At 41.3% G+C, this 25708-nt stretch carries 16 protein-coding genes and 3 rRNA genes; 8 read left to right on the top strand and 11 right to left on the bottom strand.

Features of this window, described 5'->3' with window-relative positions:
- The first annotated feature begins 33 nt into the window (after window positions 1-33).
- A complete protein-coding gene (gene yrfG, locus PTRA_RS00625) occupies window positions 34-681 on the top strand; it encodes a GMP/IMP nucleotidase (protein ID WP_058372304.1) in 648 nt (215 codons plus the stop codon).
- A 15-nt stretch (window positions 682-696) separates the two neighbouring features.
- Here yrfG and PTRA_RS00620 read toward each other — a convergent pair whose 3' ends face one another.
- The 3 genes from PTRA_RS00620 to PTRA_RS00610 all read right to left on the bottom strand — a co-directional run bounded on the left by PTRA_RS00620 (window position 697) and on the right by PTRA_RS00610 (window position 2118).
- Window positions 697-1320, bottom strand: coding sequence for a dUTP diphosphatase (locus PTRA_RS00620; RefSeq protein ID WP_058374478.1), 624 nt, complete (start codon window positions 1318-1320; stop codon window positions 697-699).
- 96 nt (window positions 1321-1416) lie between these two features.
- Window positions 1417-1785 carry a YacL family protein gene (locus tag PTRA_RS00615; RefSeq protein WP_058374477.1) on the bottom strand — a complete coding sequence of 123 codons (369 nt, stop codon included), beginning with the start codon at window positions 1783-1785 and terminating at the stop codon, window positions 1417-1419.
- Between the two features lie 114 nt (window positions 1786-1899).
- Window positions 1900-2118: a hypothetical protein gene (locus tag PTRA_RS00610; RefSeq protein ID WP_011326845.1), complete on the bottom strand. Its 219-nt coding sequence runs from the start codon at window positions 2116-2118 to the stop codon at window positions 1900-1902.
- 313 nt (window positions 2119-2431) lie between these two features.
- On the opposite strand from PTRA_RS00610, the gene uvrD reads away from it, so the two are divergent.
- Together uvrD and PTRA_RS00600 are read left to right on the top strand one after the other, a co-directional pair.
- Window positions 2432-4597 (top strand): DNA helicase II, encoded by a 2166-nt coding sequence (gene uvrD / locus PTRA_RS00605; RefSeq protein ID WP_058372303.1) that lies wholly within the window; start codon window positions 2432-2434, stop codon window positions 4595-4597.
- Window positions 4575-6644, top strand: coding sequence for a tRNA(Met) cytidine acetyltransferase TmcA domain-containing protein (locus PTRA_RS00600; RefSeq protein ID WP_058372302.1), 2070 nt, complete (start codon window positions 4575-4577; stop codon window positions 6642-6644). The genes uvrD and PTRA_RS00600 overlap by 23 nt, the downstream gene beginning before the upstream one ends.
- A 74-nt stretch (window positions 6645-6718) precedes the next feature.
- Here PTRA_RS00600 and rrf read toward each other — a convergent pair.
- The 5 genes from rrf to rhlB form a co-directional block, all read right to left on the bottom strand.
- Window positions 6719-6833, bottom strand: a 5S ribosomal RNA gene (gene rrf, locus PTRA_RS00595).
- 147 nt (window positions 6834-6980) lie between these two features.
- Window positions 6981-9869, bottom strand: a 23S ribosomal RNA gene (locus tag PTRA_RS00590).
- Between the two features lie 299 nt (window positions 9870-10168).
- Window positions 10169-11704 (bottom strand): 16S ribosomal RNA (locus PTRA_RS00585).
- The 16S, 23S and 5S rRNA genes sit together here, the layout of an rRNA operon.
- Before the next feature lie 567 nt (window positions 11705-12271).
- Window positions 12272-13765: a guanosine-5'-triphosphate,3'-diphosphate diphosphatase gene (gene gppA, locus PTRA_RS00580; protein ID WP_058372301.1), complete on the bottom strand. Its 1494-nt coding sequence runs from the start codon at window positions 13763-13765 to the stop codon at window positions 12272-12274.
- 45 nt (window positions 13766-13810) lie between these two features.
- The gene (rhlB, locus tag PTRA_RS00575) at window positions 13811-15088 is read right to left on the bottom strand and encodes an ATP-dependent RNA helicase RhlB (RefSeq protein ID WP_041454311.1); all 1278 of its coding nucleotides are present in this window, start codon (window positions 15086-15088) and stop codon (window positions 13811-13813) included.
- Between the two features lie 91 nt (window positions 15089-15179).
- On the opposite strand from rhlB, the gene trxA reads away from it, so the two are divergent.
- Together trxA and rho are read left to right on the top strand one after the other, a co-directional pair.
- Complete coding sequence (gene trxA / locus PTRA_RS00570) at window positions 15180-15506, top strand: thioredoxin TrxA (protein WP_011326840.1); 327 nt, start codon at window positions 15180-15182, stop codon at window positions 15504-15506.
- A 185-nt stretch (window positions 15507-15691) separates the two neighbouring features.
- Window positions 15692-16951 carry a transcription termination factor Rho gene (rho, locus tag PTRA_RS00565; protein ID WP_011326839.1) on the top strand — a complete coding sequence of 420 codons (1260 nt, stop codon included), beginning with the start codon at window positions 15692-15694 and terminating at the stop codon, window positions 16949-16951.
- 99 nt (window positions 16952-17050) lie between these two features.
- Here rho and PTRA_RS00560 read toward each other — a convergent pair whose 3' ends face one another.
- Entirely contained in the window at window positions 17051-19879 is a 2829-nt protein-coding gene (locus PTRA_RS00560) for a tetratricopeptide repeat protein (protein ID WP_058372300.1), read from the bottom strand.
- 73 nt (window positions 19880-19952) lie between these two features.
- Between PTRA_RS00560 and PTRA_RS00555 the strand changes: the two genes are divergently transcribed.
- Window positions 19953-20537 carry a DNA-J related domain-containing protein gene (locus tag PTRA_RS00555; protein WP_058372299.1) on the top strand — a complete coding sequence of 195 codons (585 nt, stop codon included), beginning with the start codon at window positions 19953-19955 and terminating at the stop codon, window positions 20535-20537.
- 30 nt (window positions 20538-20567) lie between these two features.
- On the opposite strand, the gene dbpA is transcribed toward PTRA_RS00555, so the two are convergent.
- Window positions 20568-21956 carry an ATP-dependent RNA helicase DbpA gene (dbpA, locus tag PTRA_RS00550; protein WP_011326836.1) on the bottom strand — a complete coding sequence of 463 codons (1389 nt, stop codon included), beginning with the start codon at window positions 21954-21956 and terminating at the stop codon, window positions 20568-20570.
- Window positions 21957-22141: 185 nt separating this feature from the next.
- Between dbpA and PTRA_RS00545 the strand changes: the two genes are divergently transcribed.
- On the top strand, window positions 22142-24217 hold the full coding sequence (locus PTRA_RS00545; protein ID WP_058374476.1) for a TonB-dependent siderophore receptor: 2076 nt from the start codon (window positions 22142-22144) through the stop codon (window positions 24215-24217).
- A gap of 88 nt (window positions 24218-24305) precedes the next feature.
- Here the strand turns inward: PTRA_RS00545 and PTRA_RS00540 are convergent, their stop codons facing one another.
- Entirely contained in the window at window positions 24306-25211 is a 906-nt protein-coding gene (locus PTRA_RS00540) for a DUF808 domain-containing protein (RefSeq protein ID WP_058374475.1), read from the bottom strand.
- A gap of 140 nt (window positions 25212-25351) precedes the next feature.
- On the opposite strand from PTRA_RS00540, the gene PTRA_RS00535 reads away from it, so the two are divergent.
- Window positions 25352-25633 carry an MliC family protein gene (locus PTRA_RS00535; RefSeq protein WP_058372298.1) on the top strand — a complete coding sequence of 94 codons (282 nt, stop codon included), beginning with the start codon at window positions 25352-25354 and terminating at the stop codon, window positions 25631-25633.
- Window positions 25634-25708 lie beyond the last annotated feature (75 nt).

The following is a 25708-nucleotide window of genomic DNA, read 5'->3' as shown; positions in this document are numbered from 1 at the left end:
GCTTAATCATAAACTTTTCACAGGGAAAAGCCCATGCTAAATTGGTCAAAAATCGATACAGTTTTACTCGATATGGATGGAACATTACTCGATTTACATTACGATAGCCATTTTTGGCTTAACGTTATTCCACAACAGCACGCATTAGCAAAAAATATTAGCTTTGAAGCAGCGCAAGCTGATATTTTAAAACGCTACCAAGCCGTTAGCGGAAAAATACAATGGTACTGCTCAGATTATTGGGAGCAACAGTTAAACCTACCTATTATGGAACTAAAGCGACAGTCTAAGCACTTAATAAAAGTGCGCGACGATGTGCCGTACTTTTTAACTGAACTTAAAAAAGCAGGTAAAGAGTTAATTTTACTTACTAACGCCCACCCTGAGTGTGTAATGCTTAAATTTGAGCAAACTGCAATTGATAACTACTTAGATGGTGTCGTATCAACTCATGAATATGGGGTAAGTAAAGAGCAACAAAGCTTATGGCAACAGGTGCAAAGTGACTTAGGATTTAACAAAAGCCGTACGCTTTTTGTTGATGATAGTGTTCCTGTACTCAACGCTGCACGCCAATACGGTATTGAACACTTGCTTGCGGTTGCAAACCCAGACAGCCAACAACCACATAACGATATAGCCGATTACTTAAATGTTACCGACTATCGCAAGCTAATTTAATTATTTTAGCGCAAACTATTTTGTTGGGTATCGTGCCTCTAAGCCTTCGTACACTAACTTTGCAAAATCTGCATGTTCGGTATCAAGGCTTTTAACAACCTCTACTAAATGCTCGTTATCTTCTTGGCCGCCCCACACTTTTATGTAACTGCCATCTTTATAGCCATGATCTTGACGGAAGAAGTTTAAGGTGTTTTTACCCACATAACCTCGGTATAAATCGTCAATATTCATACCTATTTGCGCCATACAACCTGCAAAAGCAGCCGCATTAAAGGTTTTATCTGCAACAGCAGATGCCGCCAACACTTCCAGTGTTTGCTTAAAATCATCGGCTTGATAGGCAGTGCTTAATTCTTGCTCAAGCTGTTTAGCTATTTTTTCGTAGCTGGTGATACCGTCAATTCTGAGTGATAAGCCAAAATGAAAAATATCCACTAACTCTAAAATAACTTGTTCGGTATCAGGCGTTTGTTTTTTCCACCATTTCCAACCGTAATGATCGAGCATTTCTGCACACTCAACCCAAATGGCTCTGTACCAATCAAACCCTTGGCTAAACCATTGGTCATGTACTTTGGTATTCATGGCATTTTGCATTTCTAGCATCACTACTAGTTTGTTTAAATTGGCAGACATATCAATTCCTGTCATTTTTGATTAGCTAAATTTTCATTGGTGTAATAATACAGATAAAATGCTTGTTGTGCATTGCTGTATATTTTCTAGTTATGTTTATCTTGAAGTCGTAAACTCATGCCATGAGTTTATTAGGTCTATAAAATCTTCAAAACCACAACCACTGCTTAGGCCATTTTCTTCAAGCGCTAAATCGTCGTCTTGGTAAGCCATAAGATCTTCACTGTCTTGGTGCAGAGCATGGGCTTCAAATAGGGCTTCGTCTTTCGTTAAAATTAAATCTATTTCTTGGCCTTTTAGTGTTAAAGGCTCAAAGCTTGAACTCACCGATGCAATAAGCGCTTGCACCATAGCTATTTTATCTTTGCCTATTTCTTCGTTTAACCAGCGGCCAATTATGGCATGCTCGCTACTTATTTTAATGCGTAATCCGCTAATTGGATCGCGAATAAATTGATATTCCATACGTATCGCTTTTAAATCGTTAGTTGCGCAATTATATACGTAAATAGCAGCAGACGCTAAAAAGCAAAATAGCGCCAAAAGGCGCTATTTTATAAAGCTTTAATATTAATTACGTCACGATCTATAACGTGCTGCATCAATAATTGCCCAAACATATACAATAGCGGCAATTATTCCTGGCACAATTAAAAACCATAATGCCGCACCACCAAAAAATAATATAGCGAATATAAGCGCGGCAAGAATACGCCCTTGCACTAACTGCCCTAAACCCGGGAAAAATATATTACATAATGCTGCGATTACGTTACCGCCTGAACCTTGTCCTGACATACTAACCTCTGTAGTTTATTTAATTTTATATTTTAGCTATAGAATTACTTACACACTCTATGCCAATTTAATAAATGTTACAAATCATATAGTTGTATTTTTATCAGTTTAACGCTGTGGTGATTTTTGCTAAATTGAGGTCAAATTAGCAATTTTTATTATATCTTTTTAACCTTTTTCGTTTTTGATTTGCTATCAAGCTACTAGTTTAGAACATAATTTTATGAATAGCTGTGTATAAAAACAGTATTTTATTTAGCCTAACAAAAACACCTGCTATACTGCCCGCATTATTGATTAAAAAGGCGTAACGATGGACGTTTCACAATTACTCGATGGCTTAAACGACAAACAACGCGATGCCGTTGCAGCCCCACTACAAAACATGCTGGTATTAGCAGGTGCTGGGTCTGGTAAAACACGAGTGTTGGTTCATCGTATTGCTTGGCTAATGCAAGTTGAGCAAGCCTCAGCGTATAGTATTTTTGCGGTTACCTTTACTAATAAAGCAGCTAAAGAAATGCGTACTCGCGTTGAGGAGACGCTAAAAGCGCCGGTTGGTGGTATGTGGATTGGTACTTTCCATGGTTTATCGCACCGTATTTTACGCGCGCACCACCGTGAAGCAAAATTACCCGAAGCATTTCAAATTTTAGACTCAGACGATCAGCTACGTATGATCAAACGCTTATTAAAATCGATGAATATTGATGATAAAAAATGGCCCGCTAAACAGTTTGGTTGGTACATAAGCGCTAAAAAAGATGAAGCACTTCGCCCTAAAGATATTCAAGCCTACGATATTAACGAGCAAATGATGCTGCGCGTGTACGCGGCGTATCAAGAAGCATGCGACAGAGCAGGCTTAGTCGATTTTGCCGAAATACTACTGCGCAGCTACGAAGTACTCAAAAACAACCCTACACTACTGCGCCATTATCAACAGCGCTTTGCACACATGTTAGTAGACGAGTTTCAAGACACCAACACCATACAATACGCATGGTTAAAACTACTTGCTGGCGACTCCAATAGTATTATGATTGTTGGCGATGACGATCAAAGTATTTATGGTTGGCGCGGTGCAAAAATAGAAAATATTAAACGTTTTTTAACTGACTTTAGCGCAGAGACCATTCGCCTTGAGCAAAACTACCGCTCTACCGCCACTATATTAAAAGCCTCAAATGCCCTGATCCAAAATAACTCAGAGCGTATGGGTAAAAGCTTATGGACCGACGGTAACGAGGGCGAACCTATTTCTATTTACGCCGCATTTAACGAGCTAGACGAAGCGCGTTTTGTAAGCAGTAAACTGCGTAGTTGGTTAAATGCCGGCAATGCGCTGCAAGATGCGGCTATTTTATATAGAAGTAATGCGCAATCACGTGTACTCGAAGAAGCCATGCTACAAGAAGGCCTAAAGTATCGTATTTATGGCGGCATGCGATTCTTCGAACGCCAAGAAATTAAAGACGCCCTGTCGTACTTACGCATAATAGGTAACCGTCAAGACGATGCTGCATTTGAGCGAGTAATTAATACTCCAGCTCGTGGTATTGGCGATAAAACGCTAAGCCATATACGCGACTGTGCACGCGCCGAATCGTTACCACTTTGGTATGCAGCAAAAGCAATTGTAGAGCAACAACATTTATCTGGCCGCGCCTCTGGTGCAGTAAGTAAATTTGTCGAACTAGTAGAGCATATTGAAGATAAAATTAGCGATTTAACGCTACATGAGCAAGCTAAGTACGTTATTCAAACCTCTGGGCTAATGGCAATGTACCAAGCCGAAAAAGGTGAAAAAGGCCGTGCCCGAGTAGAAAACTTAGAAGAGCTTATTAGCGCTTGCGATCAGTACGAATTGCCTGAGGAAGAAGAATATAGCTCTCCTCTACAAGGCTTTTTAGCGCATACCTCGCTTGAATCTGGTGAAGGACAAGCAGAAGAGCACGAAGACGCTGTACAGATGATGACACTGCACTCAGCTAAAGGTTTAGAATTTCCGTTAGTGTTTATGGTTGGCGTAGAAGAAGGTATGTTCCCTTCTCAACAAAGTAATGAAGAGTCTGGCCGTTTAGAAGAAGAACGCCGCCTTTGTTATGTAGGTATGACCCGAGCTATGGATAAACTATATATTAGCCATGCCGAAAGCCGTCGTTTATACGGACAAGAAAAATACCATACACCATCGCGCTTTTTACGGGAAATTCCTGAGGACTGTGTTGAAGAAATTCGTATTAAAACCCAAGTATCTCGACCACCCGCTGCAGGGCGTTTTAGCGCATCAGTTAGTCACGCTGCATTTGAAGATAGCGGCTTTAACTTGGGGCAACGTGTACTGCATGCTAAATTTGGTATTGGTACAGTACTTAATTACGAAGGTGCGGGTGCGCAATCTCGCGTACAAGTCAACTTTGATGATTTAGGTAGTAAGTGGTTAGTAACGGCATATGCAAGACTACAAGCTATATAAAAAGCAGCTCATACAACTAGAGCAACAATTAGCTGGCGCGCATCACCGCCAGCTAGTGCTTGTTACTGGCAATGACAATTGGTGCTATGAGCTGACAAACTCACTAGTACAAAATACCAATACACTTACTCTATCTAAACATTGTGCACTTAAAAATGCTCAATGGCCTGCACACATTCACCAAATATTAGGACAAGAATTTACCCACGCCATTTACGATGGCTTTAGTGGCTTATACCCCGATAAGTTGGCCGCAATTGCAGGTACCGTTAGAGCTGGTGGAGTATTGTTTGTATTACTTCCTGAGCTGGGTAACCTAAATAACTGGCAAGATCCCGCATTAAAAAGTGTCCAGTCTCATGGCCACAGCAATCAATATAGTTTATTCAATCAGCGTTTCAGCTCTATTATTAAAAGCTTACCGGCCTTGCATTACAGTGAAGAATTTGGCTGCATCAATAATAATTATAACTACGCACTGCACACTAGTATTGATTTTGAACCGCAGAAAAACTGCGTAGCACAAATAGTAAAATTAGCTCATGGACGCGCCAATAGGCCACTACTGATCAATGCAGATAGGGGCCGAGGAAAGTCAGCCGCATTAGGCTTAGCAGCCGCAGAATTAGCTGATAAAAATGTAATTATTTGCGCTACTCAATTTAGAGCAACACACAGCAGCTTTAAACACTTAGCTGCACAGCTAAATGTTAATTACGATCCATTACAAAAACAGCTTGCTAACATGCAATATATTGCACCAGACGCTCTGTTAAATGAGCTCCCCAAGTGTGATGTACTCTTAGTAGATGAAGCTGCTGCTATTCCAGTGCCTATGTTATTAAGTATGTTAGCGCATTATCCTCGCATTGTATTTGCAAGCACCTTAGTGGGTTATGAAGGCAATGGTAGAGGCTATACAATTCGCTTTAGCCAATATATTAAAAACCAGTATAAAGCCTCTAAAGTAATTACTCTTGATGAGCCATTACGCTTTGCTAAGCACGACCCTCTTGAGCAGCATATTCGCAGTTTATTAGCACTTGATGCACAGTATCAAGAAACTAATAGCAATAAGTCGCAGATTCCTAAGCATAGTGAAGTAACTCAACAACAACTCATAAATGATGAAGCACTACTGTGCCAAGTCATTGCTTTACTAGCACTTGCTCATTATCAAAGTAGTGTGAATGATTTACGCCAGTTGTTAGATTCACCATCGCAACGCATATTTATAAGCAAAATAAACAAGCAATTAGTAGGTGTATGTTTAATCGCGATAGAAGGCGGTTTAAGCCCTGAACTTACCGAGCAAGTTATAAGTGGTGAGCGCCGCCCACAAGGGCATTTAATGGCGCAAACACTTGCACAACTGAGCTTTAGCAGTGATTTCTTAACTCATTTAAGTGCGCGAGTTGTGCGTATTGCAATTGATCCAAGCTCACATAATTGTGGCCTAGGAAAAGCATTACTGGGCTATAGCGAGTCACAAGTAAAAGAACAATGTACTTGGTTTGGTGCTAGTTTTGGTGCCACTGCACAATTGCTAAATTTTTGGCAAAACCTAGGCTTTAATGCTGTTAAATTAGGTTACCAGCGCGACAAAAGCACTGCTGAGCACGCAACACTCGTTGTTAAATCACTTAATGCACCACAGCAAAGTTTACAGTCACTGATTAAGCAGTTTCAATACGAGCTGTTTTATGGCCTATTAAGCCACTTTAAGTCATTAGAATGGCAATTGGTTAGCACATTACTGCGCTCATTTAATGATGAGGTAATAGCTTCTGATACGTTAAGGTTATTTACACAGCAACTCAGCAGTAACCGCTTTACTATTTCACCCACTCTCTGGCGTTTAATTAGCCAAAGCCCTGCTGCAATGACTAAGTTAACAAGCAATCAACAGCAACTTTTAATTCAAACAGTTTTACAACATCATACCGATGAACAACTTATTAAAAATTTAAATCTCAGCGGCAAAAAACAATTAGAACAACAGTTTAAAAACACAACACATATACTCGCAAAGCAACTTTCTTCATAAGGCTTTTAGCCTTTCACTTTTCCGCAGACGTAAAAAAGCCCGAATCGTTAGATTCGGGCTTTCTACAATTTGGAGCCTGGCAATGTCCTACTTTCACATAGCAAATGCTACACTATCATCGGCGCTGTTTCGTTTCACTACTGAGTTCGGCATGGGGTCAGGTGGGTCCAAAACGCTATTGTTACCAAGCAAATTAGGGCGTTAATTCGTATTACTACAAATTAACTGAATTTGGAAAATATCTGATAATATTTTTTAAGTTTTCTGTCAGTAATATCTACTTTAGCAATATTAACTTCTTGCTTGAACTGTCACATAAAACGCGTTTGGCGTTGTATGGTTAAGCCTCACGGGTAATTAGTACAAGTTAGCTTAATGCCTCACAGCACTTCCACATCTTGCCTATCAACGTTGTAGTCTCCAACGGCCCTTCAGAGAGCTTATAGCTCTAGTGAGAAATCATCTCGAGGCCTGCTTCGCGCTTAGATGCTTTCAGCGCTTATCAGTTCCGAACGTAGCTACCGGGCAATGCCATTGGCATGACAACCCGAACACCAGCGGTTCGTTCACTCCGGTCCTCTCGTACTAGGAGCAACCCCTCTCAATTCTCAAACGCCCACGGCAGATAGGGACCGAACTGTCTCACGACGTTCTAAACCCAGCTCGCGTACCACTTTAAATGGCGAACAGCCATACCCTTGGGACCGACTTCAGCCCCAGGATGTGATGAGCCGACATCGAGGTGCCAAACACCGCCGTCGATATGAACTCTTGGGCGGTATCAGCCTGTTATCCCCGGAGTACCTTTTATCCGTTGAGCGATGGCCCTTCCATTCAGAACCACCGGATCACTATGACCTACTTTCGTACCTGCTCGACGTGTCTGTCTCGCAGTTAAGCTGGCTTCTACCATTACACTAACCGTACGATGTCCGACCGTACTTAGCCAACCTTCGTGCTCCTCCGTTACTCTTTAGGAGGAGACCGCCCCAGTCAAACTACCCACCAGGCACTGTCCGTAACCCCGATTCAGGGGCCAACGTTAGAACATCAAAACTACAAGGGTGGTATTTCAAGGTTGACTCCAACAAAACTAGCGTCTCATCTTCAAAGTCTCCCACCTATCCTACACATGTAGGTTCAATGTTCAGTGCCAAGCTGTAGTAAAGGTTCACGGGGTCTTTCCGTCTAGCCGCGGGTACACAGCATCTTCACTGCGATTTCAATTTCACTGAGTCTCGGGTGGAGACAGCGTGGCCATGGTTACACCATTCGTGCAGGTCGGAACTTACCCGACAAGGAATTTCGCTACCTTAGGACCGTTATAGTTACGGCCGCCGTTTACCGGGGCTTCGATCAAGAGCTTCTCCCTAAGGATAACCCCATCAATTAACCTTCCGGCACCGGGCAGGTGTCACACCGTATACGTCATCTTGCGATTTTGCACAGTGCTGTGTTTTTAATAAACAGTCCCAGCCACCTGGTCACTGCGGCTCCCGTCCGCTTAGAGAGCAAGTCTCATCACAGATAGGAGCGTACCTTCTCCCGAAGTTACGGTACGATTTTGCCTAGTTCCTTCACCCGAGTTCTCTCAAGCGCCTTAGTATTCTCTACCTGACCACCTGTGTCGGTTTGGGGTACGATTCCATATAATCTGAAGCTTAGAGGCTTTTCCTGGAAGTATGGCATCAGCAACTTCATCACCTTAGTGACTCGTCTCGTGTCTCAGGTTTAATGTTCGTCCGGATTTACCTAAACAAACGCCCTACTCACTTTCACATGGACTACCAACGCCATGCTTGCTTAGCCTGCTCCGTCCCCCCATCGCAATTATATCGAGTACAGAAATATTAATCTGTTTCCCATCGACTACGCCTTTCGGCCTCGCCTTAGGGGTCGACTTACCCTACCCTGATTAACATGGGATAGGAACCCTTGGTCTTCCGGCGTGGGAGTTTTTCACTCCCATTATCGTTACTCATGTCAGCATTCGCACTTCTGATACCTCCAGCATGCCTCCCGGCACACCTTCAACGGCTTACAGAACGCTCCCCTACCACTCATCCTAAGATGAATCCGCAGCTTCGGTGCATAGTTTAGCCCCGTTACATCTTCCGCGCAGACCGACTCGACCAGTGAGCTATTACGCTTTCTTTAAAGGATGGCTGCTTCTAAGCCAACCTCCTGGCTGTCTGGGCCTTTCCACATCGTTTCCCACTTAACTATGACTTTGGGACCTTAGCTGGCGGTCTGGGTTGTTTCCCTCTTCACGACGGACGTTAGCACCCGCCGTGTGTCTCCCGGATATTACTTTACGGTATTCGGAGTTTGCAAAGGGTTGGTAAGTCGGGATGACCCCCTAGCCTTAACAGTGCTCTACCCCCGTAAGTATTCGTCCGAGGCTCTACCTAAATAGATTTCGGGGAGAACCAGCTATCTCCCGGTTTGATTAGCCTTTCACTCCTAACCACAAGTCATCCCCTAACTTTTCAACGTTAGTGGGTTCGGTCCTCCAGTTGATGTTACTCAACCTTCAACCTGCTCATGGCTAGATCACCGGGTTTCGGGTCTATACCTTGCAACTATTCGCCCAGTTAAGACTCGGTTTCCCTACGGCTACCCTAATCGGTTAACCTCGCTACAAAATATAAGTCGCTGACCCATTATACAAAAGGTACGCAGTCACCCAACAAGTGGGCTCCTACTGCTTGTACGTACACGGTTTCAGGTTCTATTTCACTCCCCTCACAGGGGTTCTTTTCGCCTTTCCCTCACGGTACTGGTTCACTATCGGTCAGTTGGGAGTATTTAGCCTTAGATGATGGTCCACCTATATTCAGTCAAAGTTTCACGTGCTCCGACCTACTCGATTTCACTTAAAATGTCTTTTCATGTACGGGACTATCACCCTGTATCGTGGCGCTTTCCAGCAGCCTTCCATTAACACATAATAAGCTTAAGGGCTGTTCCGATTTCGCTCGCCGCTACTTTCGGAATCTCGGTTGATTTCTTTTCCTACGGGTACTTAGATGTTTCAGTTCTCCGCGTTCGCCTCGTTAACCTATGTATTCAGTTAACGATACCTGCAAGCAGGTGGGTTTCCCCATTCGGAAATCCTAGTCTCAAGTGCTTTTTACTAGCTTGACTAGGCTTATCGCAAGTTAATACGTCCTTCATCGCCTCCAACTGCCAAGGCATCCACCGTGTACGCTTAGTCACTTAACCATACAACCCAAACGGGTCTTTGTTGTGTGACAGTTTAACTTCGCCAGAAGTCAATATTGAATACTAAAGTAGATACCAATCAATCAACTCATAAGAGTTAACTAAATGGCACTGAATGGTACTGCTACCATTCTTTTTTTTACTTTTGAAAACTCTTGATAAATACAATGTATCTATCAGAATTTTATTATCAGCTTTTCCAAATTTTTAAAGAGCATATTAATTAGTTATCCCGAAGGACAAGCACTAATTAACAATCATCTGTGTGGACACTACGAACAAATAAGTTCTAAATCGTATAAGGAGGTGATCCAGCCCCAGGTTCCCCTAGGGCTACCTTGTTACGACTTCACCCCAGTCATGAATCACTCCGTGGTAAACGTCCTCCCGAGGGTTAGACTATCTACTTCTGGAGCAACCCACTCCCATGGTGTGACGGGCGGTGTGTACAAGGCCCGGGAACGTATTCACCGCGTCATTCTGATACGCGATTACTAGCGATTCCGACTTCATGGAGTCGAGTTGCAGACTCCAATCCGGACTACGACGCACTTTAAGTGATTCGCTTACCTTCGCAGGTTCGCAGCACTCTGTATGCGCCATTGTAGCACGTGTGTAGCCCTACACGTAAGGGCCATGATGACTTGACGTCGTCCCCACCTTCCTCCGGTTTATCACCGGCAGTCTCCTTAGAGTTCTCAGCATTACCTGCTAGCAACTAAGGATAGGGGTTGCGCTCGTTGCGGGACTTAACCCAACATCTCACAACACGAGCTGACGACAGCCATGCAGCACCTGTATCAGAGTTCCCGAAGGCACCAAACCATCTCTGGTAAGTTCTCTGTATGTCAAGTGTAGGTAAGGTTCTTCGCGTTGCATCGAATTAAACCACATGCTCCACCGCTTGTGCGGGCCCCCGTCAATTCATTTGAGTTTTAACCTTGCGGCCGTACTCCCCAGGCGGTCTACTTAATGCGTTAGCTTTGAAAAACAGAACCGAGGCTCCGAGCTTCTAGTAGACATCGTTTACGGCGTGGACTACCGGGGTATCTAATCCCGTTTGCTCCCCACGCTTTCGTACATGAGCGTCAGTGTTGACCCAGGTGGCTGCCTTCGCCATCGGTATTCCTTCAGATCTCTACGCATTTCACCGCTACACCTGAAATTCTACCACCCTCTATCACACTCTAGTTTGCCAGTTCGAAATGCAGTTCCCAGGTTGAGCCCGGGGCTTTCACATCTCGCTTAACAAACCGCCTGCGTACGCTTTACGCCCAGTAATTCCGATTAACGCTCGCACCCTCCGTATTACCGCGGCTGCTGGCACGGAGTTAGCCGGTGCTTCTTCTGTCAGTAACGTCACAGCTAACGGGTATTAACCGCCAACCTTTCCTCCTGACTGAAAGTGCTTTACAACCCGAAGGCCTTCTTCACACACGCGGCATGGCTGCATCAGGCTTGCGCCCATTGTGCAATATTCCCCACTGCTGCCTCCCGTAGGAGTCTGGGCCGTGTCTCAGTCCCAGTGTGGCTGATCATCCTCTCAAACCAGCTAGGGATCGTCGCCTTGGTGAGCCATTACCTCACCAACTAGCTAATCCCACTTGGGCCAATCTAAAGGCGAGAGCCGAAGCCCCCTTTGGTCCGTAGACATTATGCGGTATTAGCAGTCGTTTCCAACTGTTGTCCCCCACCTCAAGGCATGTTCCCAAGCATTACTCACCCGTCCGCCGCTCGTCAGCAAAGGTGCAAGCACCTCTCTGTTACCGCTCGACTTGCATGTGTTAGGCCTGCCGCCAGCGTTCAATCTGAGCCATGATCAAACTCTTCAATTAAAAAGTTTTATGTCTTTCGACAGCTCAATGAATTCTGAATTTTTTGTTTTTGTTGCCAAAAACGAATTGACTGTGCGTTATTATTTTCACTTTTAAAAAAAGTAAAATCAAAACAGCTCAAGGCTGAATCTTTTAATAACATATGGTCACTCAGTTTCAATTGAGACTCTAATTTGTTTGCCTTACTTAGCGAACTAAGTTTGGCTGTTAGAACTCAATCTGTACGAGTGCCCACACAGATGATTGCTTTATATTGTTAAAGAACGTTGCGACAATAAAGTAAAACTTTATCTCGCTAGGGCTGCGCATGTTACGCTTTCCTATTTTTTTGTCAACACTTAAATGTAAACTTTATAAAAATCTAACTTTAAGTTTTACTCGACTCACTGATTGACTCTTGCCTCGCTAAGCGTTGCTGTCTGCCGTCTCAGTGGGGTCGCATTATAGGGCGCAGCCAGTTTTACGCAAGCGTTTTTTAAAGAAAACTTAAAATAAAGTGCTGTTCGCTTGATATTTAAACCAAGTGGTTATTTTAAACACTAAAAAGGCCCTTGTGGGCCTATTTAGTTAATTTACTATGAGCTTCCAGCCAAGTTTCGCTTGCTGCTTAGATTCTTGTTGCAGCTCGCTTGCCATTAATGGATGGTTTTTCAACCAGTCATTTTCAAACTGCAGATTTAAGACATCGTCTTTAACAGTTATCGCAAACTCAGGGAGTACATCATCTTGGCGACGCATACATAAAATGACGGCTATACGTATTAGTCTTACTAAATACTGCGCAAGTACACTATTTGCACCAAGCGAATCGAAATACCCTTTTTGCAGATCAGAGCGATGCCCTTTAGTTACCGCAACAATGACTTTATGCTCTGACTGCGAAAAACCTGGCATCTCAGTGTTTTTTAAAATATAAGCACTGTGTTTGTGATACTGCTTATACTCTATCAATAAACCAATTTCATGTAGCTGTGCAACTGCCGTTAATAAAGGCAACCCGTTAAGTGCTTTTATTGGCCAGCTTTCATTTACTTCTGAAGCTAAGTTTAATACGAGACTGGCGACGCGACTAGCTTGCTTTTGATCAACATGGTAACGATCGATAAAGCCGTCGACTGTACGCTTACGAATATCGCTATTATGCAGCTCTGGTAGCATGCTATATAAAACACCTTCACGCAGTGCTCCACCTGCTAATCCCATTTTTTCTATCTCGAGCGATTCAAATAATGCAATTAAGATGGCAAGCCCTGATACAAACACTAAACGGCGGTCTTCACTTAGCCCTGGTAGGTCTAATGCGGTAATCGTTTTATAAGCGATTGATTGCTTTTTGATAGTGTAGAGTTTTTCAAGGGTTAATAGCTCATCTAGATTTTGCGCTATCATGATTTCTTGAATTGCTTGCACTGTACCCGAAGCACCTGAGGCTACTTGCCAGCCTTTAACTTTATACTCTGATGCAATTTCATCAATGACAGTGCGTGCGGCTTTTATTGCGGTGTTAAAGTTTGTATTGCTTAATTTGCAATCTTTAAAATAGCGCTCTAGGTAGGTAACACACCCGATGTTCAGGCTTTTATAGAGTAATGCATCAAAGTTCTTACCAATAATCACTTCAGTGCTAGCACCACCAATATCGATAACAAGCTGACTACCGGTACAAGATGAGGTATGAGCAACGCCTTTATATATAGTGCGCGCTTCTAATTCGCCGCTAATGACATTAACTTTATGACCGAGGATTTTTTCTGCTTGCGCTTTAAATACATCAGCATTACTAGCTAAACGTAATGTGGCGGTGGCAACTATAGTGATGTTTTGTTTGGGGATGTCTTGTAAGCGCTCAGCAAATAACGCTAGGCACTCCCATCCTCTATGCATTGCTTCTGAGCTTAATACATTGTCTATATCAAGCCCTGCAGCTAACCTTACTTTGCGTTTAACACGACCTATGGTTTGTAGGCCGCCAGCTATTGATTTAGCAATAAGCATATGAAAGCTATTTGAACCTAAATCAATAACTGCATATACATTTTTTTGCGGTTTAAGTTGCCCCACCGTTCAAAAACCTCTAATTACTATTACAGTTAAACTAACGGTCGTTTATGACCGTCCTTTTTGATAACTATTATTTGGGCGACGTCCGCTGTTGTTACTGCGATTACGTGGACCTGTAGAAAAGTTACGCTTTCTATGAATAGTAGGTTTAGTTAAATCATCCAGTAATGCTGTTTTATCGTAATGTGATAATGGAATACTGTGATCTATATACTCTTCAATTTCATGCAAGTTATAAGCATACTGTTCACATGCGAAACTAATAGCGTGACCAGACGCGCCAGCGCGAGCTGTACGGCCAATACGGTGTACGTAATCTTCGCAATCATCTGGTAAATCAAAATTAAATACATGGCTTACTTCAGGAATATGTAGACCACGTGCTGCAACATCTGTCGCCACTAAAAAGTCTAAGTCGCCTTTACTAAACTCAGCTAAAATTGATTGACGTTTTTTCTGATTTACGTCACCAGTAAGCATGCCAACCCGATGTCCATCGGCCTTTAACCAGGCATATACGGTTTCACAACTATGCTTAGTGTTAGCAAAGATAATGGCTTTTTCAGGCCACTCTTCTTCAATTAACGTCAGCAGCAGCTTAATTTTATCTTCTTGTGAAGGATGAAATAGCTCTTCTTGAATGCGTTTACCGGTTTTTACATCTGGCTCAATTTGTACGTGCTCAGGATTGGTCATATGTTCAAACGCAAGTTCTTGTACACGATACGATAGCGTTGCAGAGAATAATAAATTTAAACGCTTTGATGTATCTGGCATACGGTGGAACATATAACGAATATCTTTGATAAAGCCCAAATCAAACATACGATCTGCTTCGTCAAGCACGACTACCTCAATTTCATTAAGGGTGTAACAGCCTTGCTTATACAGATCAATTAAACGACCTGTAGTACCAATTAAAATATCAACGCCTTTTTCTAGTTGTGCACGTTGTTTTTCGTAATCTTCGCCACCATATACTAAACCTAAGTTAAGATTACAGTGCGGCGCTAAAATTTTTGCATCTTTGTGTATCTGAATCGCCAGCTCCCTTGTAGGGGCCATGATCAGGGCTCTTGGATGTTTACTAGGGGCTTTGCTAGATTGTAATAACCGATGGCACGTGGCAGTTAAAAACGCCAACGTTTTGCCTGTACCTGTTTGTGCTTGGCCTGCGATATCGCGACCCTCACAAATAAAAGGTAGGCATTTAGCTTGAATGGGTGTGCAATATTCAAACCCACTTTCGGTTAAACCGGCAACCACTTCCGGTGCAATAGCAAAGTCTGAAAACTTTTTATCGGTCAAATGTGTCTTAGTCATAGCGTTTAAGCATAACGTTTAAACTTGCAATAAGAAACAAGAGTGTTTAAATACGCACTAAATATTTCGCCTAACTAAACCGGAGAGCGCAATGAGCGAGAAAATAATCCAAATTACTGACGATAGCTTTGAAGCTGACGTATTACAATCAGACAAGCCTGTACTAGTAGACTTTTGGGCTGAGTGGTGCGGACCTTGTAAAATGATCGCCCCTATCCTTAGTGAAGTTGCTGAGGAATTTGATGGTCGCGTTACCATAGCTAAACTTAATATCGATCAAAATGCGGGTACACCGCCTAAATTTGGTATTCGTGGTATCCCTACATTACTTCTTTTTAAAGATGGCCAAGTTGCTGCAACTAAAGTTGGCGCACTTTCAAAAACTCAATTAATCGAGTTTTTAGAAAACAATCTTTAAATTTAAATAATAAAAAAGGGCTTAATGCCCTTTTTTTATTATTTTTTTGTATAAACACTGGACGCTGTGTCAATGAGCTGCTAGTTTATAAAGCCAACTAATCCTTAGTTATATTCAACAAACCTCACTCAACGATCAAACAAAGCGATTTTGAGTATGACAACTGTAATAAAGAACCCACCAATATGCATTTACGCGAACTAAAAGACAAATCTATAAAAGAGCTTGTAGACTTAGCTGAGTCCATGGGGCTCGAAAACGTAGCCCGCTTGAGAAAGCAAGATATCATTTTTGCTATTTTAAAATCACATGCCAAAGGCGGAGAGAATATCTTCGGTGGCGGTGTATTAGAAATTTTGCAAGATGGTTTTGGCTTTTTAAGATCATCAGAAGCCTCTTACTTAGCTGGCCCAGATGACATTTATGTTTCACCTAGCCAGATTCGCCGTTTTAGTATGCGTACTGGCGATTCAATCTCAGGTCTTATTCGTCCACCTAAAGATGGTGAGCGTTACTTTGCTTTACTTAAAGTAAATGAAGTTAACTTTGATAAACCTGAAAACTCTCGCACTAAAATTCTTTTTGAAAACCTAACACCACTGCATGCAAACGAACGTTTTCGTATGGAACGCGGTAACGGTAGTAAGGAAGATATTACAGCCCGAGTACTTGATTTAGCCTCTCCTATTGGTCGTGGTCAACGTGGTTTATTAGTAGCACCGCCAAAAGCGGGTAAAACCATGCTACTACAAAATATTGCGCAATCGATTACTCACAACCACCCAGATGCAACATTAATGGTATTACTAATTGATGAGCGTCCGGAAGAAGTAACCGAAATGCAGCGTCTTGTAAAAGGCGAAGTAATTGCATCAACATTTGATGAACCTGCTTCTCGCCACGTACAAGTAGCCGAAATGGTTATCGAAAAAGCAAAACGTTTAGTAGAGCATAAAAAAGATGTTGTTATCTTACTTGACTCAATCACACGTTTAGCCCGTGCTTACAACACCGTTATTCCATCATCTGGTAAAGTACTTACCGGTGGTGTTGATGCAAACGCACTCCATAAACCGAAACGTTTTTTTGGTGCTGCACGTAATGTTGAAGAAGGCGGCAGCTTAACAATTATTGCTACTGCGCTTATTGATACCGGTTCTAAAATGGATGAAGTTATCTACGAAGAGTTTAAAGGTACTGGTAACATGGAACTACATCTTAACCGTAAAATTGCGGAACGACGTGTATTCCCAGCTATCGACTTTAACCGTTCAGGCACTCGTCGTGAAGAATTACTCACAAAACCAGATGAGCTACAAAAGCTGTGGATTTTGCGTAAAATTGTTCATGACATGTCAGAAATTGACGCGATGGAATTTTTAATTGATAAATTATCGATGAGCAAAACCAACGATGAGTTTTTTGATTCGATGAAACGCCAGTAATTCCATATAAGTTTTAAAGCTTATAAAAAAACGCCTAACAATTGAATATCAATTATTAGGCGTTTTTATTTACCTGCAAAAAAGTAGCGCTGTACCGCTTTAACCATGCTCTTTGTAATGCAAAAATAAGGCTTGTAGTTTATCAACTAACACTGCAATATTTTGTACTTCTTCTGGATTTTTACACGCATCATCTAACGCTTTTGCAGCGTCTGCAATGTCGCACAACTTAAACATTTGTGCTGCCCCTAAAATACGATGGCTATCTTTTTGTAACGCTACAAAATCGCCACTATTAAAGTGCTGGCTAATTAGCTCACTTTCTATTGATAAGCTTTGTTTGAAACTAGCCACTAAGTCACTCATATCTATCTTTACGTTTGTGCTGTTATGCTCATTTTTTATTGATGCGAGATGCTCAGCTATAGTGCTATAAAACTTTTCTTTATCAATTGGTTTAGCTAAGTAATCAGTAAAACCAAGTGCTAAATACTGCTCGATCTCATGGCTCATTGCATTCGCGGTTAAAGCAAATATTGGCAGCTCATAACCGCACTGCCTGAGTAACTCAAAAGCAGTAATACCATCCATAATAGGCATTTGAATGTCCAATAGCACAAAATCAGGATACTCTTTTAAACATTGCTCTACAGCTTGCTCACCATTTTCAACTGCAATAACGTCAAGCCCCATGGCGCGTAAATAACGGCTTATTAATCTGCGATTATCGTCATGATCCTCAGCAAGTACCACTTTAGCGCTTAGCGCTTTATGGTCACTATTTATATTGTCTTTAGCTGTAACTGTACATTCGCTTTTATCTACTGGTACGCACGGCACAAAAAATGAGAATTGACTGCCTTTTTTAAATTCGCTTTGCACACTAATATATCCCCCCATCATGGCAGCAAGTTGTTGTGACAAACTAAGCCCCAAACCAGTACCACCAAAACGACGGCTAATACTATTATCTGCTTGGCTAAAACATTCAAAAATAAGCTTAAGTTGTGCTGTATTCATACCTATTCCGGTATCTTTTACCGTGAACACCAGCCCTTGCTCGGTATTATTGGCCACAATCGTAACTTGGCCGCTGTGAGTAAATTTAATTGCATTAGCACATAGGTTTATTAAAATTTGCTTTACGCGGGTTAAATCAAGCCTGGTATACAGTTCATTACCAAGTTGGTTGTCAAATACCAAGGATAAGTTTTTAGCTTTTGCTTGTACGCTAAACATCCCATGTATGTCATTCAGCACTTGTACAATATCAAAACAAGAAATAGACAGCTCCAATCTGTTAGCTTCTATTTTACTTAAGTCGAGCACATCATTTATTAAACTTTTTAAATGCTCGCTTTGACGCTGAATAACTTTAAGCTCATCTTGTAACTGCTCAGGCTCATACAAACCATTAATTAAGTCGTCGGTTTGGCTTAAAATAGCGGTAAGTGGGGTGCGAATTTCATGGCTTATATTTGCTAAAAACTGACTTTTAACATCGTTTGCTTCGCGCAACTCTTGCGCCACACTTTGTAATTCTAACGTGCGTTGCTCTACTTGCTCTGTTAATTGTAATTTTGCATTACTTTCTATTCTGCGACGGTAAATTGCAATAACTGTAATTAAAATAAGAATTGCCACAATGCCAAGCAAAATAGTTAATTGAAAACGTTTAGATATTTGCAGTTGTTGTAAGTGTTGTTGTTGTTTTAGCTGTTTAATTTCTTGGTTTAGTTTATCTGCTTCAAATTGAGTTTGAAAAATACTAACAGCCTTTGAAGCCTCTTCTGTATTTATACTGCGTTGGTAGTCAACATACTGCTGATGCAATTGCAGTGCTTGCTTAAAGTCGCCTAAGCTTGAATAAATCAAAGCCTCAATACCTAAGCCGTCTTTAATACGCATGCCATTTTTATATTCTTTTGCTAATGCAATTGAGCGTTCTGACGTTGTTTTTGCATTTTCAATATCGCCTTGAGCAAATTGCGCGGTAGCGAGCACATGCAATGCCGCCGCTAGCAATGATTTATTCCCTGCATCAAGTGCGAATTGCTGCGCCGCCTTTGCATGATACAAGGCCACATCAAATTTATTTAAGTGCAGATTAATACTCGCTAAATTAGCGTGCTTAGTAGAGAGTTGGAATGCATTATTTATGCTCTGATAGTAACGTAGTGCCAGCTGATTATAATGCAGCGCCAATTGATACTGTTTTGACTCAGTATAAGCTACACCCATATTGCCATAGACTTGAGCTACGCCATCTTCATCACCAAGTTGTTGAAATACCTTTAATACCTCACGATACATTTCAAGTGCTGATTCGTAACGAGAAAGGCGAATATATATCCCAGCAATATTGTGTAAAATATCGGCTTTGTCTTGCGCACTCCCCTCTTTTTCGTAGATCAGTTTTGCTTGCTGATAATAATCCAGAGCTAGTTCCATGTTATACATATCAAAGTAAGCCAAGCCTATATTACTTAATAAATTGGCTTGTTTTAACGAGCCTTTTAAACGTATGGCTAACCCTAAAGCACGGCTATAATCAACCACTGCTTGTTGTACAAACCCTTGATAATACAACACCACACCTTGCATTTTTATTGCTCTAAAATACAGATCGGGCAATTCTTCAAAACTAATATTGCGCTCTAATAACTTATAATATTCTAAGGCGTGAGGAAGGTCGTTGGCATTAAAGGCAAGCTCAGCTAAGTCGCTATATATAGCAATACGCTGTTGGTGCGGTAAATTTTTTTTAGTTAACAGTGTAGAGGCAAAGCTTTGTTTATCTGACCAACTTTTAGCCGACTTAAATTGTTCAAATAAGTCTGCTGGTGTAACAGAAAAACTCAATGTAGAAAAAATGCTGCATACAGCCATAAAGCCAACAAAAAAGAAGCGTTGTAACCAACCCTGCATAATTACATCCTTGAAACTTTTGTAGCCACTATGATAATTTACCCAAGATACACTAATAACTAGATTGTAAACAATGCTTAACCCACTGATAGATGAGATTTTTGAGTTGCTTTTGCAAAAAAAAGTATGGATGGTGCATACTTTAGCGGCAGAGTTACAACAACGTAAAGTGATTAGCACGCTTGATGCTGCCCCTGATCGTGATTTATTCAAACGTAACTTTTTAATTATGAACGCGCTTTATCAGCTACAGCAGCAAATTATGCCTAAGCAGCAACTCCTTATTGGTGGTTTACAAATACAACTTATTACCACAGCCAGTAACACCCTCGTAAAAAGTACCGATCCGCTACGAGACTACTACCTTGATTGGCAAAACTTTGAAACCTCTAGCGCCGAAATCGATGCTCTTTTAACCCAGTTTTGGCAGCGTTTTACCAAGCACAGTAAATCTGCACAAATAATAGATCCAGACACTCATAAACAGCTATTAGTAAAGTGGCAACTATCTCAGCAAAGCACGCTAAAAGAAGTACAAAAACGTTGGCGGCAACTGGCGTTACAGTGTCATCCTGATAAAGCAGTTGGTAATGCAGAAAAATTTAAACAGTTAAAGTGTGAATATGAGCAGCTTAGGGCAAGCTGCTCAATAGATTAGTAATTATTGAATTAGTTATTCAATACATTATTAGCACGTAAGGCGACGAGCGCGTATTTTACGGCCTTTAATATTACCTTCGGTTAATTTACGCAGTGCCGGCTTTGAAGAGTTACGCTCTACGGCAACAAACGCAACGTTGTCGAGTACGTTTATTTTACCAACTTGACGCCCTGCAATACCGTCTTTACCGGTAAGTGCCCCTAAAATATCACCTGCACGTACTTTTTGCTTTTTACCAGAATCAAGCATTAAGGTTACCATTTCTGGTTTGTACGGTGGTTTTTCTAATAAGCTAAACGATGGCATTGGCTCTGGGATCACATCGCGTTCATAATGATCACCAATTTGTGCAATTTTAAACGCTTCTGCTTCACCATAAATAGAGCATGCAATACCCTTTTTACCCGCTCTACCGGTACGACCAATACGATGCACATGTGTTTGTGTGTCGTGAGCTAAGTGATAGTTAATCACCATATCCATATCGTCAATGTCTAAACCACGCGCGGCCACATCGGTTGCCACTAGTATTGATGCACTTTTATTAGAAAAATGAATTAACGTACGCTCACGATCACGCTGCTCTAAATCACCATGCAAAGATACCGCACTAAAGCCTTCATCAACTAAATCATCACACAATTGCTGTGTTTCTACCTTAGTATTACAAAACACCACGCAGCTTTGCGGGGTAAATTTAAGCAGCAATAATTTAAGTGTTGGGTAGCGTTGTTTATTGTTATCCATTTTATAGAAGTATTGCTTAATAGTGCTTTTAGCTTGCTCTTCTTCTACCTTAACCATTACTGGATTGCTAAGCACACGCTTTGCAACAGCTTCTATTGCACGTGGAAACGTAGCGCTAAATAGTAATGTTTGGCGGTTAGTGGGAATGCGCTCAATAATTGCATCTAAGGTATCTTGAAAACCCATATCTAGCATTTGATCGGCTTCATCTAGTACGAGCGTTTCTACATCATCTAAACGCAAAGTACCTTTACGAATATGATCATCAACTCGCCCCGGTGTACCAACAATAATATGTGCGCCATGTTCAAGTGAGCCAATTTGTGGGCCAATTGATACACCACCACATAAAGTAAGTATTTTAATATTATGAATGCCACGCGCTAATTTGCGCATTTCTACAGCTACTTGCTCTGCCAACTCGCGTGTTGGGCACAATACTAAAGATTGAATACGAAAACGTTTTACGTTTAATTTAGCCAATACGCCTAAGCTAAACGCCGCAGTTTTACCTGACCCCGTTTTTGCTTGAGCAATAATGTCTTTTCCAGCCAGTACTGGCGGTAAACTTTGCGCCTGAACAGGTGTCATGTGGGTGTAGCCGAGTGTTGATAAGTTATCAACTAACCCAGAAGGTAAAGCCAAAGATGAAAAAGCAGTTGTGGTCACAGTAAATTCCAATGCAAAAAAAATAACATGGGGGAAAGCCCCACTCAATATGCTGCTAATAATAGCAGAATTCCTAATTGGCAACCATTAAGCATTATAAAAAAACACACCAAAAGGCATTGCAAATGATACTAGTTTTCATTAAGGTTAACTCAGCATTAATACTATTAACCCGGAAACAACTAATGAAACTAAGCCCACTTTTTATCGCACTGCTAGCAAGTACTACTGCGAGTGTTTATGCAAACGCAACAGATATAGAACATATAGAAGTAAAAGGAAGTTATTTTAATGACTATAAAGTAGACAATGCTAATGGCGCAATGAGAACGTCTGCTTCATTACTTGATACCGCACAGTCGGTTACCGTTATTACCGACACTATAGTAAATGAACAACTCGCAACTACGTTAGGTGAAGTACTTACTAATGACGCCAGCTTAACGCCAGGTTCAAAGCAACGTAACCGTGAAGTATTTAATTTACGCGGGTTTGAACTGAGTTCATCTACAGGTTACTTACGTGACGGCCATCAGCACTGGTCGCACTACCAACAACCTATCGAAATATTACAACAGGTTGAAGTTATTAAAGGTCCATCTAGTATTTTATATGGCCAATCGGGTCCTGGTGGCTTGGTTAATATGGTAACTAAAAAACCCACGTCGCAAACACTATTTAAAGCCAGTGCCGATGTTGATCAACATGGCTCAACCCGCTTTATGCTGGATGCGGGCGGTGCACTTACTGAATCGGAAGATTTACGTGCTCGTGGTATTTTAGTAAAGCAAGATGTTGATTATTGGCGTGAATACCAAAATGGTGAAAACCGTGAACGCGATCGTTTTTTAGGTGCATTAATTGTTGATTACGATATTAGCGATAACGCCTTAGTACGCGTACATTACGACCGCACAGATGACGAAGCCGGTTTAGATACGGGTGCCTGGATTGATAGTAATGCCAATGTAATTGGCGACGATAAAACAATTCGCGATATGTCTTGGGCGTTTACCGATATAACGGTAGAAAACCTAGGTGTTGACCTAGAAGTATTTTTAACCGAAAACTGGCAAGTAAAGCTTGGTTACAACGAGCAAACATTTGAGCGTCAACGCTTTGAGTCATCGCCACGTAAACCAAGTAACTTTATCGAGGGTGATAGCTACACCTCAAAACCTTACGATCGTTTTGATGATTGGCAGTTTAAAACCGCCTTTATTGACTTTATTGGTGAATTTGAAACCTTTGGTATTCAGCATCAATTTTTAATTGGCGCAAATTCGCTTGATTATTATTACGGCCAATTAAAAACTAATGCCGACTCATTTGACTTTAGCGCCGGGCAAAGCGAACCATCTCGCCCAACTATAAGCTATAAAACCGATGACACTATTAGCTCATCTGCTTATGATTATTACGGTATTTACATACAAGATCTCATTTCGTTATCACCAGAATGGCAGCTATCTTTAGGTGGTCGTTACGATAAGCAAAGTAAAGAAAATAGTAATAATGAATCGTTTGTTCCTAAAGTGGGTGTGCTATATCACCCTAATGCCTCAGCCACTATTTACGGCAGTTACTCTGAGGGCTTTGAGCCGCAAAACGAAACGTTAGTAAATACAAACGATGTTAATAATGGTATGAAGCTCGATGCGATTACCTCTGAGCAAAAAGAAATTGGTATTAAATGGCAGCTGTTTGACGATCGCTTAATGCTCAGTGGCGCATTATTTGATATTAGCAAAACTGGCACTTTAGTGAGCGAAGATCTTGTTAACCCTATTGATAATATAACAAGCATCACCACTCAAGCTGGCGAACAGCGCCATAAAGGCTTTGAGTTAGCAGCACAAGGCGCAGCAACTGACCGCTTATTTGTAATGGCATCAACTATGTATTTAGATGCCAACTATGAGCGCGACGCAACATTGCAAGGTAAGCGCCCTACCGATGCCCCTAAATGGTCTGCATCACTATGGACTCGTTACGAATTAAACGACGTAATTGCATTAAACGCAGGTGCATTTTACGAAGGCGAACGCTTTGCCGACAATGCCAATACCGTTACTAAAGATGCCTATACCCGCGTAGATGTGGGTGCAACGTATAAAATAAACTTAAACAATACCGACGTTAACTTACGCCTCAATATTGAAAACTTATTTGATACTAACTACCTAGCAGGTGGTGGCTTAAATAATGTAACCATAGGCGAAGGAGCGAGCGTACGCTTAGCAGCACAATTTAGCTTTTAATTAATACAGCCCATACACATTTAACTGTATGGGCTTATTTAACAATACGGTTGTTGAACAGGCAATAATTGTAAGCTGTGAATTAGCGCTATTTTTTGAATATTTTTAAATAAGCTAAATGCCCAAGCACAACAACTAAGCCAGCTATCACACCCAATAAGCCATCAAATATAAGTGGTGCTAGCACTTCACCGGTAGTACCTACAATTGTTTGCCCATAATTGGTTACCGCTATTTGAATATGATGCAAAGCTTTAATGCCATGCACTAAAATGCCGCCGCCAACTAAAAACATTGCAACTGTACCCGCAAATGCCAAAAACTGCATAAGCCGTGGTGCTGCCGCTAACAACCCTTTGCCTAGTATTTCTTTAAATTTATTAGCCGATTGCTTAGATTGATTAAGTAAATATAGCCCTGCATCATCAAGCTTCACAATTCCTGCAACTAAGCCATAAACGCCAATGGTCATAATTATGGCAATAACACACAATACCAATGCCTGATTTATTAATGTAGCAGCTGCAACTGTACCAAGCGTAATTACTATTATCTCTGCAGAAAGTATAAAGTCGGTTCTAATCGCGCCTTTAACTTTTTGCTTCTCGTATTCTACTAGGTCTAATTTGTCGCCCTCACTTTCGCTTTTATCATCATGAGGCAAAAACTTGGCAAATACTTTTTCTGCGCCTTCAAAACATAAAAATAATCCACCTAGCATTAATAATGGCGTAATTAACCAAGGTAACCACACACTTATTAATAATGCAGTAGGTACTAATATTGCTTTATTTAAAAACGATCCTTTTGCTACCGCCCACACCACAGGTAGCTCGCGCTCTGCAGCTACACCGGTAACTTGTTGAGCATTAAGCGCTAAGTCATCACCTAATACACCCGCTGTTTTTTTCGTAGCAACTTTACTCATAGTTGCAATGTCATCTAGCAGCACAGTAATGTCGTCTAATAAGGTTAAAAGATTAGTACCTGCCATATATATACCTAGCTTAAAAATAATATTATTAACATAACTTAAAGCTACATTTTCACCAACGGTTAATTTTGCTTTGTTATGCTGATTAAAATTAATACGCAAATATCGGTAATTATTTGCTGTTTGCACTGGAGATATAAATGAAAGCGCTGCTGATAATCGCATTAAGTGTATTAGGCTTATCTGCTTGTAATGAGCCCACAATTAATACTCGCTACCTGTGTAATCAAAAAGAAGCCACGCTTAGTGTTATCAATGAGCAAACAGCAGCACTAACACTTAATAGTAATACTTATCAGCTTAGCCGAGAAAAAAGTGCCTCTGGTAATAAATACATAAATAAAAGTGTGTTGTTTTGGAGTAAAGATAGTGAAGCCATGCTTATTATTGAAGGGATAAAATACCACTGCCTACAACAGTAGCTGATACAGTAAAACTAATAAAATTAAACCGTGATAAACCAAGTTTAGCGATACAAAGTAACTGTATTTTTCCAA

Source organism: Pseudoalteromonas translucida KMM 520, assembly GCF_001465295.1.
GTDB lineage: Bacteria > Pseudomonadota > Gammaproteobacteria > Enterobacterales > Alteromonadaceae > Pseudoalteromonas > Pseudoalteromonas translucida.
The sequence above is the reverse complement of the archived record's forward strand: the minus strand, read 5'-3'. Positions and strand labels throughout refer to the sequence as shown.